15 protein-coding genes and 1 riboswitch are annotated in these 14,927 nt (G+C 33.5%); of the genes, 3 read left to right on the forward strand and 12 right to left on the reverse strand.

All coding sequences use genetic code 11. The features are described from left to right. Positions 1 to 146: 146 nt before the first annotated feature. Genes LUU93_RS20725 through LUU93_RS20740 form a run of 4 tightly spaced genes read right to left on the reverse strand, consistent with a single transcriptional unit; the run spans position 147 to position 2,231 of the window. Positions 147 to 683, reverse strand: coding sequence for a GFO_1091 family lipoprotein (locus LUU93_RS20725; RefSeq protein WP_232683076.1), 537 nt, complete (start codon positions 681 to 683; stop codon positions 147 to 149). Between the two features lie 2 nt (positions 684 to 685). Next, complete coding sequence (locus tag LUU93_RS20730; protein WP_406844380.1) at positions 686 to 1,261, reverse strand: GFO_1090 family protein; 576 nt, start codon at positions 1,259 to 1,261, stop codon at positions 686 to 688. Between the two features lie 18 nt (positions 1,262 to 1,279). Next, positions 1,280 to 1,735 (reverse strand): PG0215 family putative anti-sigma factor, encoded by a 456-nt coding sequence (locus LUU93_RS20735; RefSeq protein WP_232683077.1) that lies wholly within the window; start codon positions 1,733 to 1,735, stop codon positions 1,280 to 1,282. Then, positions 1,722 to 2,231: a GFO_1088 family ECF-type sigma factor gene (locus LUU93_RS20740; RefSeq protein ID WP_232683078.1), complete on the reverse strand. Its 510-nt coding sequence runs from the start codon at positions 2,229 to 2,231 to the stop codon at positions 1,722 to 1,724. The genes LUU93_RS20735 and LUU93_RS20740 overlap by 14 nt, the downstream gene beginning before the upstream one ends. Before the next feature lie 160 nt (positions 2,232 to 2,391). Here LUU93_RS20740 and LUU93_RS20745 point away from each other — a divergent pair, with 160 nt between their 5' ends. Beyond that, positions 2,392 to 3,831 (forward strand): GFO_1087 family putative carboxy terminal peptidase, encoded by a 1,440-nt coding sequence (locus LUU93_RS20745; protein WP_232683079.1) that lies wholly within the window; start codon positions 2,392 to 2,394, stop codon positions 3,829 to 3,831. Between the two features lie 190 nt (positions 3,832 to 4,021). On the opposite strand, the gene LUU93_RS20750 is transcribed toward LUU93_RS20745, so the two are convergent. The 8 genes from LUU93_RS20750 to LUU93_RS20785 form a co-directional block, all read right to left on the reverse strand. Continuing rightward, positions 4,022 to 5,065 (reverse strand): YncE family protein, encoded by a 1,044-nt coding sequence (locus LUU93_RS20750; protein ID WP_232683080.1) that lies wholly within the window; start codon positions 5,063 to 5,065, stop codon positions 4,022 to 4,024. Between the two features lie 5 nt (positions 5,066 to 5,070). Beyond that, the gene (locus LUU93_RS20755) at positions 5,071 to 6,921 is read right to left on the reverse strand and encodes a TonB-dependent receptor plug domain-containing protein (protein ID WP_232683082.1); all 1,851 of its coding nucleotides are present in this window, start codon (positions 6,919 to 6,921) and stop codon (positions 5,071 to 5,073) included. Positions 6,922 to 6,948: 27 nt separating this feature from the next. Then, a riboswitch (cobalamin riboswitch) is annotated at positions 6,949 to 7,151 on the reverse strand. 67 nt (positions 7,152 to 7,218) lie between these two features. Beyond that, positions 7,219 to 7,755: an alpha-ribazole phosphatase gene (cobC, locus tag LUU93_RS20760; RefSeq protein ID WP_232683083.1), complete on the reverse strand. Its 537-nt coding sequence runs from the start codon at positions 7,753 to 7,755 to the stop codon at positions 7,219 to 7,221. Then, entirely contained in the window at positions 7,740 to 8,525 is a 786-nt protein-coding gene (locus LUU93_RS20765; RefSeq protein ID WP_232683084.1) for an adenosylcobinamide-GDP ribazoletransferase, read from the reverse strand. Before LUU93_RS20765 ends, cobC begins: the two co-directional genes overlap by 16 nt. Positions 8,526 to 9,340: 815 nt before the next feature. Continuing rightward, positions 9,341 to 9,775 carry a transposase gene (locus LUU93_RS20770; RefSeq protein ID WP_232683085.1) on the reverse strand — a complete coding sequence of 145 codons (435 nt, stop codon included), beginning with the start codon at positions 9,773 to 9,775 and terminating at the stop codon, positions 9,341 to 9,343. Between the two features lie 65 nt (positions 9,776 to 9,840). Continuing rightward, positions 9,841 to 11,520 (reverse strand): nicotinate-nucleotide--dimethylbenzimidazole phosphoribosyltransferase, encoded by a 1,680-nt coding sequence (gene cobT, locus LUU93_RS20775; protein WP_232683086.1) that lies wholly within the window; start codon positions 11,518 to 11,520, stop codon positions 9,841 to 9,843. Positions 11,521 to 11,642: 122 nt separating this feature from the next. Next, positions 11,643 to 12,152: a bifunctional adenosylcobinamide kinase/adenosylcobinamide-phosphate guanylyltransferase gene (gene cobU / locus LUU93_RS20780; RefSeq protein ID WP_232683087.1), complete on the reverse strand. Its 510-nt coding sequence runs from the start codon at positions 12,150 to 12,152 to the stop codon at positions 11,643 to 11,645. 91 nt (positions 12,153 to 12,243) lie between these two features. Continuing rightward, the gene (locus LUU93_RS20785) at positions 12,244 to 12,603 is read right to left on the reverse strand and encodes a C1orf53 family protein (protein ID WP_232683088.1); all 360 of its coding nucleotides are present in this window, start codon (positions 12,601 to 12,603) and stop codon (positions 12,244 to 12,246) included. Positions 12,604 to 12,698: 95 nt separating this feature from the next. Between LUU93_RS20785 and LUU93_RS20790 the strand changes: the two genes are divergently transcribed. Both LUU93_RS20790 and LUU93_RS20795 read left to right on the forward strand, forming a co-directional pair. After that, on the forward strand, positions 12,699 to 13,841 hold the full coding sequence (locus LUU93_RS20790; protein WP_232683089.1) for an ABC transporter substrate-binding protein: 1,143 nt from the start codon (positions 12,699 to 12,701) through the stop codon (positions 13,839 to 13,841). Between the two features lie 61 nt (positions 13,842 to 13,902). After that, positions 13,903 to 14,871, forward strand: a complete 969-nt coding sequence (locus LUU93_RS20795) for an iron chelate uptake ABC transporter family permease subunit (RefSeq protein ID WP_232683121.1) — start codon at positions 13,903 to 13,905, stop codon at positions 14,869 to 14,871. The last annotated feature ends 56 nt before the right edge of the window (positions 14,872 to 14,927 follow it).

Genomic DNA, 14,927 nt, shown 5'->3' on the forward strand with positions numbered 1-14,927 from the left:
TTAAAGACTACTTTTGAAGCTATACACACACCGCAATTTAATCAAATTGCAAGAATTAGGAAAGCGAAAGCTTTCCTTTTTTTATGCCACAAAAAAAGCTGCCTCACTTTTGAGACAGCCTCTTCTTCGTTTAAAAGTAAGATGTTTTATTTAATCAACTGCTGTAAAGGTTTCAATTGTTCCATATCTATTTTTGATTCTTTCAAAACAGACATTAAAGTTATAATGTTATTCGGGTTCATATTGTTTCCTAAAACACGAACAACGGCAAAACCATTTTCTTTTCTGTTTGCAAAAACTATGAATTCTTTGATGTTTTCATCAGAGCCGACATAACTTATTGATGCACCGTCTCTACCGGAGCCAACTTTCATTAATTCCTGATATTTTGGGTCTTTTAATATCGCCTTAACTTTATTTCGTTCTGCTTCAAATTGTACTTGATTTTTATCATTTGCTTTAAAGGCTAATATGTTCATTTTGTCAAATGAATTTATGGCTTCTTTTTGCTCTGCAGACAATTTGGTATCGTCAAGATTTAAAATAGTAGACGAAATATCGAGTGCAATAAAGTCTTTTTTGTCTGTGTTTTCGACAAAATACTTTTGCAGTGAAGGCTCAGAATTACAACTTACAAAAGTTAGTAATGCTAAAATGGCTGTGGTGAAAACGCTGATTTTCATAATTATTTTTTGCCTTTAGAAGCTTTTTTTAAATCAGTTCCGCCTGGAAGCTGCATTTTGTCTGTAAGTACTGAGATTTCGTTTAAATCAAAATTACCTGTAAGCGATAACAAAACAGTCTCGTCATTTTTTGCACCGTCAACAAACATCAGCAATTCTTTAATTTGTGTATCGCTTGCGCCGGATTTGACCATTATTTTGACGTTTTTACCACTGTCGTTTACTCGCATAAGTTCTTCTAAACCGGCAGATTTTATGTATTTATCTGCAGAAGCTTTCATGTCAGCTTCAACTTTAGGGTTCTTCGTTGTAAACACTTTTAAGTAGTCTAATTTTTTAATCAAGTTTATGTATTGCTGTGTTTCTTTATCAGAAGCATCAACTTTTACTTTGCTCATTAAATCAAACATTTTTTTGTTTACAATTACTGATGTTACATCGTCCTGACCATCATATTTGTCAAAGGCACTTTGAGCATAAAAAGCTTGTGTAACGAATGCGAAAACTAGAGTTATGATGAAATTTTTACTCATGCTTAGTTTATTGTTTTTTTGGTATTCGTGAATCGTTGATTTCATGATTATTTTTGTGTTTAATTACTGTTTAAAAATTTTGTTTTTTGATTGTTCATATTCGTTAATGTATTGAACACTTTCAATACCTACATTAACATTGTTTGACAATAGTGCCAAAGCTTTCTGCGTTGCTGCAAGGGCTTCTTCAGGATCGTCGTAGGTTCCTAGTTCTGACTGTGCGACAACCGGAGTTGTTTTTTCGCCTGCAAAATAATAGGTTCCAATTCCTAGTAAAACAACAACTGAAGCTGCAATCGATAACCACGCCACATTTCGTTTTTTAGTTTTTAGTGGGATTTCCTGCGTTGATTTTTGTTGTTTTACCTGAGAGAAATAACCAAAAATTGGTCTGTATTGCTCCAAATGCTGCGCAACATCTGATGAAGAAAAATATTCTTTTAATTGATTTTCTTCGGCAATAGTGGTTTCTCCCTGAAAGTATTTTTCTAATATATTTTCTATTTTATCTAATTCCATAACTGTGTGCATTTATCATTGATTCTCTTATTTTTTTTCTTGCTCTCGAAAGTGCCACCCTGATTGCGGTTTCGTTCATATTGACGATTTTTGCAATTTCTTCAAATTCATATTGTTCTACATCCCGCAGCTGGATTAATATTTGAAGCTGTTCCGGCAGCTGATTTATAATTTTTCCAACCCATTCCAGACTATCAGCATCTTCTAATTTCCGGTCTAACTGCGGCTCACGGTCTGTAAAATTATTATGAACAATCTGGAGGTTTCCGGCCCTTTTCGATTTTAACTGATCCAGGCAATAATTTTTTGTCATAGTCATTGCTAGTGCTTCGACATTATTGTAGGTGTCCAGGTTCTCTTTTTTGTTCCATAATTTTACCATTACTTCCTGAGTGGCATCTTCGGCTTCTTCAGTACTTGTAAGCAATCGTTTTGCCAGACGAAAAACTTTGTCTTTAAAAGGATTAACTAATTCTATAAACACATTTTGGTTCATAAATTAAAAGGTTATTCGTTAGCTTATATAGTCAAGACGAGGCACAATTATTTTTGTTACAGCGATATTGTAATTTTTTTATAAAAAAAGAATACTACTTAAAACTAAAGGTAGTATTTTTACGTTAATACAATACCATTATACCGAAACCTAATATTCTATGAAACCAATTTTAAAGTCTATACTCTTTTTATTTGTATTAACATTTTTTCTGCAGTCTTGTGAAGATGAAGATGATGTTAGGACTCCTGCGGAGTTACAAGTAAATGATTTTATATGGAGAGGATTAAATAAATATTATTTATGGCAGGCTGATGTGCCTAATTTAGCCGATGATCGTTTTAGCTCGGAAGGAGTATTTAATTCTTTTTTAGCCGGATATTCGAATCCCGAAGATTTATTTCAGGATTTATTGAATAAACCGGTAAGCAAATACCCAAGCAACGCCATTGATCGTTTTAGCTGGATGGTAGAAGATTATACCGTTTTAGAACAAGAACTTAACGGAATCACAAAAAACAACGGGGTAGATTTTAAACTAACCCGAGTTGCCGAAGGATCTAATGATTTAGTAGGTTATGTGCGTTATATTATTCCAAATTCTGATGCTTCGAATAAAGATATAAAACGAGGTGATTTATTTACGGGTGTAAACGGAACAAAACTGACGGTTTCAAATTACCAATCGTTGTTATTAGGCGCTGATACTTATACGTTGAATTTTGCTGATTACAATGGTTCTGCATTTGTTTTGAACGGAAAATCACTTTCTTTAACTAAAACAACTTTAGAAGAAAACCCAATTTTAATTAATAAAGTAATTACTTCCGGCAGCCATAAAATAGGCTACTTAATGTATAATGGTTTTTATCAGGAGTATGATACCCAGTTAAATGAGGCATTTGGAGAATTAAAAGCGCAGGGTGTTACAGATTTCGTTTTAGATTTAAGATATAACGGAGGAGGTTCTGTGCGATCTTCAACCCGTTTGGCAAGTATGATTACAGGGCAGTTTGACGGCGAAATATTTTCGAAAAGACAATATAATTTTAAACAGATGGCTGGTTTGTCTTCTGATGAGCTTGAAGACTTAAACGAAAGATTTGTAACTAGTTTTGGTGGTACTACTGTAAATGGTTTAAATATGGCTACGGTTTATATTTTAACAACTTCAAATACGGCATCAGCAAGTGAATTGGTTATAAATGGATTAAAACCTTATATTAATGTGGTGCAGATTGGTGAAACAACTATTGGTAAAAACGTTGGCTCAATGACGCTTTATGATTCGCCGAGTTTAGTATTGAAAAGTAATATAAACCCAAACCATAAATATGCGATGCAGCCTTTAATCTTTAAAATTTCTAATGCTGCAGATTTTGGAGATTATACAGGAGGCTTGGTTCCTACTTATGTACAGTATGAATATGTCAGTAATTATGGGGTTTTAGGTGATCCTTCTGAACCATTACTGAATTTGGCAATCTCTAAAATTACAGGTTCAACAGCTAAGAGAATCCAAAATGATCATCGTGAGGTTTTACCTTATATAAATGATTCTAAAAAAATCAACGGATTACGAAACGAAATGTACTTATAAATAATTGCGTTTAAATATTTTCCGGAATGGAAACAAAAAAAGAGGCTGTCTCAAAAGTAAAATCAAGCTGTTGAGAATCGCGTAAATGGAAAATTTCTCCGATAGGTATCCGAATAAAAAAGAGGTTGTCTCGACTTTTGAGACAGCCTCTTTTTTTACCAAAACAAATAAAAAACAATTCTAAAGCAAATTAATCGTTAAAATAAAAACCGTTTGGCCCCACACCAACCGCTAATTCTTTTTGCAAACTTCCGGTTAAACTATAAATGTAAGCTTTGCTATCAGCTTTAAAGTCTCCGCTGTCAGCTAAGTAAATATGATTGTTGTTTACTGCAAACCCGTATAAATAACCCAAACTAGCAGTTAATATTGGTGTTGTTGAAGCTTCAGCCACACTAGTACCAATAGAGTAAACCGAATTACCTACTGTATAATAAATTTTATTTTCATAAATATCTAAAAATCCAGCTCCGTCTAATGATTCAGGAAATGTAATTCTAGAAACAGATTTGTCTGATAATTTTACTTTTACAATTTCGCTTCTATCTCCATAAGGACCTCTTAAGATATATAAAGTTCCGTTTTCTTCTTCTATTGTATCTGCACTTGAACCAATTACTACAGGAGTTTCTAATGCTTTCGTTGCAATATTTACTATTAATAATTTATCACTGTTATAAGGTTCAGTAATATATAATTTGCCGTTTTCTTCTATAATTCTGTTACCCGTTGCATTCAAATTGATTTTAGATTCAAATGTATTTGTAGTTAAGTTTATTACTGCAACGTAATCATCAGTATTTCCGTTTGGATTGTTAGTTGAGAAATAAGTATTAGCATTCGTTACATAAGCTTTACCATCTTTTACAACACCATATCTTGGGTTGGCAAGTCCGCTGTCGATTTTAGCTATTAGTTTAAATGTGTATCTGTTTACTACATTTATAACATTAGAACCGCCTGCAATAATATAGGCATTATCTCCGTCAAAAAAGATATTTTGAGCATATTTTCCAAGCAAATCTGTTCCGTTTGCTGCAGTGTAAGCATCTTTTGTGAATACGCTGAAATCATCGCTTGAAAAAGAAACACTTCCTTGTCCTGCACTTCCTTCATTTAAAATGAAAAATCCGTTTTCATATTGTCCTTTTGATTCGTCATTATCGTCATCACTCGAACAAGAAACGAATAACGAAACGCTAAGTGCTATTAAAAGTAATTTACTAAGTTTCATAAATATTAAAATTTTAAAGTTAAATACATGTTGAAATTTCGACCCGGCATTGGCCTGTCTTCCAGGCTTTCATAATCTTCATTGAAGATGTTTAAAACCTGAAAACCAAGTTTAAAAGAGTCTAAGAATTTAAAATCATAATCGATTCCGAGATTTGAAACCGTATAATCGTTTATAATTTCATCCGGATTATTATCTGCTCTTGTGTAGACAAATCCATTATATAAAAATTGATAGTAAGCAGAAATTCTATTTCGGGAATAAGCGACTGAACCCGTTACTTTATTAAAAGGAACAAAGAAAAGCTGCTTTTTAGTTTCTTCATCTTTTGATGCAGTATAAGCATAAGAAGCATTTGCACTGAAGTTATTTTTACCGAATTGTTTTTTCCAGCCCAATAAAGTTTCTGCACCATAACTATTAACATTGTCTTTGTTTATAGGGCTCCAAATGCCATTTTTACCTGGAACCCATTGCAGTAAATCTTTAATTTTGATGTAGTAGAAAGTCTGCGTAAGCGAAATGTTTTTGAAAGTAAATACGTTTCCAATTTCGGCCTGATACGAACTTTCGGGTTTTAAATCCGGATTTCCGCCTTCGTCCCAATACAAATCATTATAAGTTGGAATTCTGAAATTTCGGGATAAATTCAGTTTGAAATTGTACAACTTGCTAAACTGATACGAAGATCCCAAAGTGAATAAAACCGGAGATTTGTAATTATTTGTAAACTCTTTTCGAATACCGAGTTCGTTTTTCCATGCTTCAGAAAAATCTTGTTTCACTAATAATCCCGCAGAGCTGATTTCACGAACGTGATCGCCAAAACTGCTTCCGTAGCCTTTAGTTCTGTTATAATCAAAAACCCCATTTATTTGAGTTGATTTGAATAAGGTATAGCCTAAATCAGCTTTCGTAATTAAACTTTCGGTTTTTCCGTAAGTATATAAATTGGTTGAATTATCGGCAAAATATTGATAGTTTTCAAAAATGTATGCCGTTTTGAAATTGGTTTTAAATTTTCCAAAATCGCCATCGTATTCTAATAAGTTTCGGTTGAAACCGTTTATATATTTGCTTTTCGTTTCAGTTTCTACAACCAAGGAAGTATTTCGGTCTGTATTTGAAAACTGACTATAAAGTTTTAAAGTGTTTCTTGAGTCGATTTTATAACCGGCATTAGCGCTCATGGTTATAATATCATATTGCCCGTTTTGGTTCCAGCGCTGTTCGCCCCGCCAGGTATAACGGTTTAAATACTTATAATCGTTTGTAGAACTGTTTTTAGAAAAACCAATTTGTGCACTCCATTTTTCGTTAGAAATATTCGTTTTATAATTTATTCCAATAGTGTTGAAACTTCCGTAATCCAGTTTTAAATTATTCTCAAACCGATTATAAAATGCCAGATCATTGTTTAAATGAACTGTACCGCCAATTGCGCCGCTTCCGTAAATAACGCTTCCTCCTCCGGCTTTTACACTTATCGAATTATAATCAGAACCCGAAATGGTATTAAAATCGGTGCTTCCGTTCATCTGCGAATTAATGTTGATTCCGTTCCAGATTACAGCCGTTTGAGAAGATGTAGTTCCGCGAAAAGAAACTGTAGAAAGCATTCCGCGTCCGTATTCTTTAAAATAAATGGTTGAATTGAAATTTAAGAGATCAGTCAATAAAGCTTCATTCCTGTTGATAATTGAATCACTAAGTTTTAAAACCGATTGAGAATTGGAGTATTTTTTAAGATTTGCGTCAGAAACTACGACTTCTGTTAATTTAATAGAATCGCCCTGCGCCGAAATCAATTGGCACAACATTAAAAGTAAAAAAGCAAAACGTATTCTTAAAGTCATAATTTCTACACTCTTTTTCCCGAGAGCTCGATATTTGTTACAAAGGCAGGTCTCCTGGCTTGCGTCTTGTTGTTTACCTTCCCACTCGCCGGGGCGAGCAGTGGTTTTGTAGTTACAACAAGCATTCTTTTTTTAGAACAAAGCTTACAGTTGCGGGAACAGCTCAAGATTTTACTTGATTCCCTTTTAATGTGTTTTATAAAAACACAACCTTAAATTTGCTGCAAAGATAAAGTTAAAATTATTGAATATTCAAATTTGTTTTACTATTTGAATTAAATTCTAAACAAAACTAAATTAAAATGTAATTTTTATGACTTGCCCAAAATCGACTTTATTTTGAAAAGCTTCTTTCAAAGGCAGTGAAGTTTGATGACATAATATACTTCTAATAATTCCGGCATGAGTTGCAATAACGATAGGATGCTGGGTTTTTTGCGAAATTTGTTCTGCTAAAAAATCACCAGCTCTTTGATGTAATTCCACAAATGATTCTCCGTTTGAAACTTGAATGTTTACAAAATCTTCCATCCACGGATTTAATTGTTCCGGCGGAATTTCGTTCCAGTTTTTTAATTCCCAGTCACCAAAATTCATTTCTTTCAATCGGTCATCTTCCTGATAAGAAATTGTTTTTATATTCTCTTGAATGTGTTTTGCTAAAATAGTGCAGCGTTTTAAAGGACTTGAAAAAATAATGGCTTCTGCAGGTAATTCTGAAATAATCCGGTCAAAGATTTCATCAAAAGGTTCGGCAATATTTACATCAGACTGGCCGTAACAAATGCCTTTTTCGCAGATGGTTTCGGTATGGCGAACTAAATAAATTTCCATATAAAAAGAATACTTAAATAATAAATTACTTCACAAACCTGCTGCGTTGCACCAAGACAATCTCCGGTATAACCGTCAATCCATTTTTGAAAATATCCAGCCAGAAAATATCTGGTTATGAAAACAGGAATTATAGCTAAAAGAACTTTATAATTGAAATAGGTGAGTGCCAATAAAGGAATTAACCCAAAGAAAAAAGATCCAAAAATTTCTTTCCAGCTATGGTTTTTAGCAATTGGTTTGCTTTTGCTCGAAGCGTCATTACGGGAATATTGATGTGTAAAAACAATACTGATTGCAGCCAAACGACTTAAAGAATGTGCCGAAATAAATAAAAGGAAAATCAGTAAAATGTTATTAGTAAAAAGTAAAATGGATTCTGAAAGTAGTTTGAATTTTGCCAGAAAAAGCAAAACTAATCCAATTGCACCATAAGCACCAATGGCGCTGTCTTTCATAATCATTAGGATTTTTTCTTTAGTCCAGCCGCCGCCAAATCCGTCGCAGACATCTGCAAATCCATCTTCATGAAAAGCGCCTGTTGTTAGAACTGAAATTATTATTGCAAAAATGACAGCCGTCTCTGTTGAAAGAAAAAGAGAAAAAATATAATAGGCAAGAAATGAAATTGACCCGACAATCCATCCTATAAAAGGGAAATATCTTGTTGCTTTGTTTAAATAATCTGGATCGTGAGTAATGTTTTTTGGGCAGGGAATTCTGGTGTAGAACATTAAGCAGGTGAAGAAAATGTGTAGTTCTTTTTTCATTTAGATTGTGGTATTTGGCTAAAGCCCTTTTGAGAGGCAATTATTTTATCCCAACATCTAAAGATGTTGGCAATTGATTTTTTATTATTTTATTGATGGTTCATTCTTTCGGATTTAATAAGTAATCGAAAATAAAAAAAATATTTAACTGCCTCCAGATTTATCTGGAGGTTTGAGAGATGTTATGTCTAACAGGCTTTAGCTGAATTCACTATTTGGCTAAAGTCTTTTTAAGAAACAATATTTCTATATCAACATCTAAAGATGTTGGCAATTGCTTTTGTGTTATTTTATTGATAGTCCATTCTTTCAGATTTAATAAGTAATCGAAAATAAAAAAAATATTTAACTGCCTCCAGATTTATCTGGAGGTTTGAAGGATGTTATGTCTAAAAGGCTTTAGCCGAATTCTCTATTTGGCTAAAGCCCTTTGAGAGGTAATTATTTTATCCCAGTATCTAAAGATATTGGCAATTGATTTTTAACTTATTTTTTATGCTTAGTTCATTCTTTTCAAAGGGGTAAAATTTTGAAAATAAAAATTTAATGTTTTGGTTTAATTGCCTCCAGATTTATCTGGAGGTTTGAAGGATGTTATGTCTAAAAGGCTTTAGCCGAATTCGCCATTTGGCTAAAGCCCTTTTGAGAGGCAATTATTTTATCCCAACATCTAAAGATGTTGGCAATTGAATTTTAATTTATTATGAAATGCTCTTTGCATAAAATATTTTAAGATAAAAGTTAAATTTAATTGCCTCCAGATTTATCTGGAGGTTAAAAAGAATTAGCACCTTCTGGGCTTTAGCCAAATTCCATCAAGATATTTTTTTAAAACCAAATTTGGTTATAAACTCATCATATTCCTCTTGAAATGTTTTCTTTTTATGATGTTCTTCTTGATTTATAATATAATTTCTCACTTTGCCAACAATAGATTCTGATACAGAAACCGCAAAATATTCATCCTGCCATTCAAATTTTTCTTTTGTTAATTGATTTTTATTAATCCAGTATGAAGACTCACCTTTTAACAATTGTATTGTTTTTTGAATTGTTTGATTATTTCCTAATGAAATCAAACAATGGCAATGGTCAGAATATCCACTAATGTAATCCAGATATATTTCTTTTTTTAATGCATTTTCTTTTATGTGGTGCCAGATTTTTTGGCGTAGATCAACCGAATTTAAAAATGGGAACCTGTTTTTTGTACTCCAAACACAATGAATATAAACTTTAGTAAAAGGCATGTATGATTTTTAAAATAATTTCAATTTATGATTCAAAGATATAAACTGTAAATTAAAATTGAAAACTATTTCCTACTAACTCCAGCACTTTCAAAACTAGCCATTTCATTCAAAAAAGCCTCAGCCGATTTTAAAATAGGAAATGCAACTGCACAGCCGGTTCCTTCGCCCAGACGCAAATCTAAATTTAAAATAGGTTTTGCACCAAGATAATTTAATAATTTTTGATGTGCTTTTTCGGCAGAGCAATGACAGAATATGGCATTTTTTTTAATATCAGGATTTATTTTAAAAGCAATTAAATAAGCGGCAGAACAAATAAAACCATCAACCAGAATAAGCATTTTGTTTTCAAAAGCGGTCAGCATTCCGCCGGCCATTTGAATAATTTCAAAACCTCCAAAATGGGCGATTAGTTGTTTTAATTCGGCTTGGCCGGAATAATTTTCGAGTGCTTTTTTTAGAATATTTTGTTTGTTCAGAAGTTTTTGATCGTTAATTCCGGTTCCTTTTCCAACACACTCTTCAATTGAAAAACCGGTCAAAAGACTCATTAAAACCGATGCAGTAGAGGTGTTTCCAATTCCCATTTCACCAAAACCGATACAATTAGAACCTGTTTTAGCAATATCGTCAACAATTGCTTTTCCTTTTTCAAAACACAATTGTAATTCCGTTTCGCTCATGGCAGAAACATGTAGAAAAGACTGCGTTCCTTTTGCTATTTTGGCGTCAATCAATTTTGCATTTGTCGGGAAATCATAATTTACTCCAGAATCTACAATCGATAATTGAATATTATTCTGCTTGCAGAAAGCATTAATTGCTGCGCCGCCTTCCAGGAAATTATTCACCATTTGGCGAGTTACATCCTGCGGATAGTCACTTACACCATGATTTGCAATTCCGTGATCTGCTGCAAAAACAACAATATTAGGTTTGATGATTTTAGGATTTAAAGTTTCAAAAACTGCTGCCATTTGAAAAGCCAGGGTTTCTAAAGTTCCTAAAGAACCAACAGGTTTTGTTTTGGAATCTATTTTTTCTTGTAAAAGCTGACTGAAATTGGTTTGATTATTTTCTTTTTTCTGAGACTTAAAATCAAAATCTGAAACGTTTATTTTATGAATTTCATTGATTTCTTTACAATCGGCAGTTTCAGATTTTTGTTTCCAATGCAGTTGCTGTAACATAGGCTGATTACCATAATTTGTAGCAGGTTTACCAATGCAGAAATACCCAAGCGGTTCTATGTATTCTGGTAAATCAAGGATTTTTTTAAACTGGTAATAATTTAAAATTGAAACCCAGCCCATTCCGTAACCTTGTTCTGTAAGCGAAAGCCAAATATTCTGCGCCGCACAAACCGAACTAAATTTTACAGCTTCGTTACTGCCGATAGTTCCAATCGTAAACTGATTTAAAACAGAACGGTCATAAGCTATTATAAGTCCAATTGGAGCTTCTTCAATCGCCTCCAGTTTCAATGATTTATAAAGTTCTTTCTGCTCCGGATTGTCGGTAAGTTCTTCGGCTTTTTTATTATAATCTAAAAATAAATTTTTAATGGCACTTTTAACCTCATCTGATTTAATGATATAATATCTTGTAGCATCTGTAAGCCCAACAGAAGGCGCCCAATGTCCAGCCTGCAAAGCTTTTTGAATTACTCCGTCCGGAACCTCATCGGTTGTAAAATGTCGGGTATCGCGGCGTGATTTTAATATATCGTCTAAACTAGTCATAAATTCCAATTTTTTAAATTTCAAATTCCAAATTCAATTACAATATCAAAATTCAATATCAATTTTGGAATTCACGTAAAGATACTTCACGATATTGGAATTTGGAATTTAAATTTTGGAATTTAACTCTTAATTTTGACCGGAATTCCGGAAACCATCAAAACCACTTCATCTGCATTTGAGGCCAGAAACTGATTCATCCAGCCTTGCAGTTCAGTAAATTTTCTGCCAATTTCGGTTGCGGCGTGAACGCCCATTCCAATTTCGTTGGTTACAATAATTAGTGTTGCATTTTCCTGATTGGCAATTGAAAGAAATTCTTTTTTTGCTTCTTCTAAACTTAAAGTGACATCATTTTTATTGTCTACAAAAAAGTTGGTAAGCCAAAGCGTTACACAGTCGATTAAAGCAACTTTTCCGGAAAAGTTTATTTCGCTTAGATGTTTTTCTTTTTCAATATTTGTCCAGCGTTCGTCTCTTTCCAGTTGATGACGATCAATCCGGTTTTGAAAATCAGAATCCCATTTTCTGGCTGTCGCCACATATATAGGAGCATCTGTAAGCTGTAATGCTAAATTCTGGGCATAACTGCTTTTTCCTGATCGCTCGCCTCCGGTAATTAAATAAATCATTTTTTATTTAGTTATAAGTTATGAGTTATAAGTTATGAAACGCAGAGTAACAAGTAAAGATCTTTAACTTATAACTCAACACTCATAACTTCTAATAAGGGCAATGACGACATTTGTTTCCACAGCAGGTACCACGTTTTAGATGATACCAGGTTTTAAAAACCATATTGCCGTTTTCGGTATAGTAGTCAATTCCCTCAATTAGTTTATCTGTTTTGGGCAAAGATATGGCTTTATTTTTAAGGGCATTTTTAGGAGTGATAGTTTCTACATAAGCATCGATTTTGTCTTCGCAGGCTTCTTTAAAACAAACGGGACAAAGACAGTCGCCTCCTTCAGAAAGGTTGAAAATTGGCGGGTAGTCGTTGCACCAGCATTTTTCAACCGAAATATCTCCGCAGCTGAATTGAGATTCACAGCTTGAGCAAATTTTAATTTTTGTGGTATTCATAACGTAAAGATACAAATTGTTGAATTTTGTAAGAATAAAGGTAAACAAAAAATTTAGAAAATGCTTTACCTTTGTTCCTTTCGAAAACGTAAAATATGAGACATTTATTCCCTAAATTGATTTTTATTTCTTCTTTTTTTATTCTCTTCGGATGTAAGAAGAACGAAACGAGCGAAGTAGCAAAATCTGAGACTGCAAAAAACAGTATTGAATATGCATCTGGACTTTCTATTGTAAAATATGATGGTTATTCAGTCGTAACAGTTTCAAATCCATGGCCTAATTCGAATAAAGACCTTAAATATATTTTAAAAGAAAAAGAAGCAAAGGTTCCGGATAGCCTGCAGACATATACCACAGTCCAGGTTCCGTTAGAATCTGTTGTGGTAACTTCAACAACCAATATTCCGTTTTTAGAAATGCTTGGAGTAGAAAATAAATTAGTTGGATTTCCGCATACCGATTATATTTCGTCTGAAAAAACAAGAGTATTAATTGACAAAGGTTTTGTGAAAAACGTTGGACAAAATGAAAAATTGAATATCGAACAATTAATAGAATTATCGCCGGATTTGATTGTGACTTTTGGAGTTGATAATAACAATCCGATGCTGGATAATTTAAAGAAAAGCGGTTTGAATGTTTTGATTCAGGGTGACTGGATGGAACAGTCCCCGCTTGGAAAAGCAGAATGGATAAAACTTTACGGAGCATTATTTGGTAAAGAAGAAAAGGCAAAAGAATTATTTGATAAAATCGTTCAGAGTTATGATCAGACAAAAAAACTGGCAGCAGAAAAAATAGCAGGCTCAACAGTTTTATACGGTTCGATGTACGAGGATGTGTGGTACGTTGCCAAAGGAAACAGCTGGGTTGCCGAGTTTATGAAAGATGCGCACGCCAATTATTTATGGGCAGATTTAAAAGGAACTGGAAGTGAAGGTTTGTCTTTTGAAAAAGTTTTGGATAAAGCAAAAACGGCAAATGTCTGGATTGCTTCGGGGTCTTTTAAAAGTCTGGATGAATTGCAAAAAGCGAACCCGCATTATGGAGAATTTGATGCTTTTACAAATAAAAAAGTTTATAGTTTTGAAGGGAAACGTGGGGCAACTGGCGGAACGGTTTATTATGAATTGGCGCCAAGCCGCCCGGATTTAGTTTTAAAAGATTATATTAAAATTTTTCATCCTGATTTATTGCCGGGCTATGAATTTACTTTTGCATCAAAACTGAATTAAATTGGCAAACAAAAAACGAAATACCATTTTATTTGTTGTTTTGACTCTGGGGCTTTTACTAATGTTTCTGGCAAGCATTAGTTTAGGATCAGTCATGATTCCGCTAAAAGATGTTTTTACAAGTTTAACCGGAGGCCATGCTGCAAAATCAACCTGGGAATATATCATTATAAATTATCGTCTGCCAAAAGCGATTACGGCAGTTTTGGTTGGAACCGGACTTTCGATCAGCGGACTTTTAATGCAGACTTTATTTAGGAACCCTCTTGCCGGACCTGATGTTCTGGGACTCAGTTCAGGTGCTAGTTTAAGTGTTGCATTTGTAATTTTAGGAGCGGGATTTCTACCTCCGTTTTTAAGTGTAATTGTTTTATCGCCTTACGGAATAGTGATTGCTTCGACGTTTGGGAGTACAATGGTTTTACTTTTGGTTGTGGTAGTTTCACAAAGATTACGTGATACCATGGCAATTTTAATCATGGGGCTAATGTTTGGGAGTTTTACAATCGCAATCGTAAGTGTTTTGACTTATTTTAGTACGGCAGAACAGCTGCAGAAATTTACATTTTGGTCAATGGGAAGCCTTGGCAATTTTTCGTGGTCAACTATAGGGATTTTAAGTTTCTGTGTGCTATTTGGCCTGCTTTTAAGTGCTAATTGTATAAAACCTTTAAACGCATTACTTCTGGGCGAAAATTACGCAAAAAGTATGGGTTTGAATTTTAAAAGAGCGAGATTAATAATCATTGTTGCGACCAGTATTTTATCTGGAAGCATAACGGCTTTTGCAGGGCCAATTGCTTTTATCGGTTTAGCAGTGCCGCATATTGCAAAGCTGACTTTTCAAACCAGTAATCATACTATTTTGTTTTGGAGTACTTTGTTTTTTGGAGCGATTATAATGTTGTTCTGCGATATTGTTTCACAAATGCCTGGTTTTGATGTTACGCTTCCAATAAATGCCATAACGTCTATAATTGGTGCGCCGGTTGTGATTTGGCTTTTGATAAGAAAAAGAAATTTTCAGTAAAAACCTACAAATATTTATATCTTTAATTTTTTTAAACACATAGAAACATAGTTTTT

This window comes from Flavobacterium soyae (assembly GCF_021245985.1).
GTDB classification, from domain to species: domain Bacteria; phylum Bacteroidota; class Bacteroidia; order Flavobacteriales; family Flavobacteriaceae; genus Flavobacterium; species Flavobacterium soyae.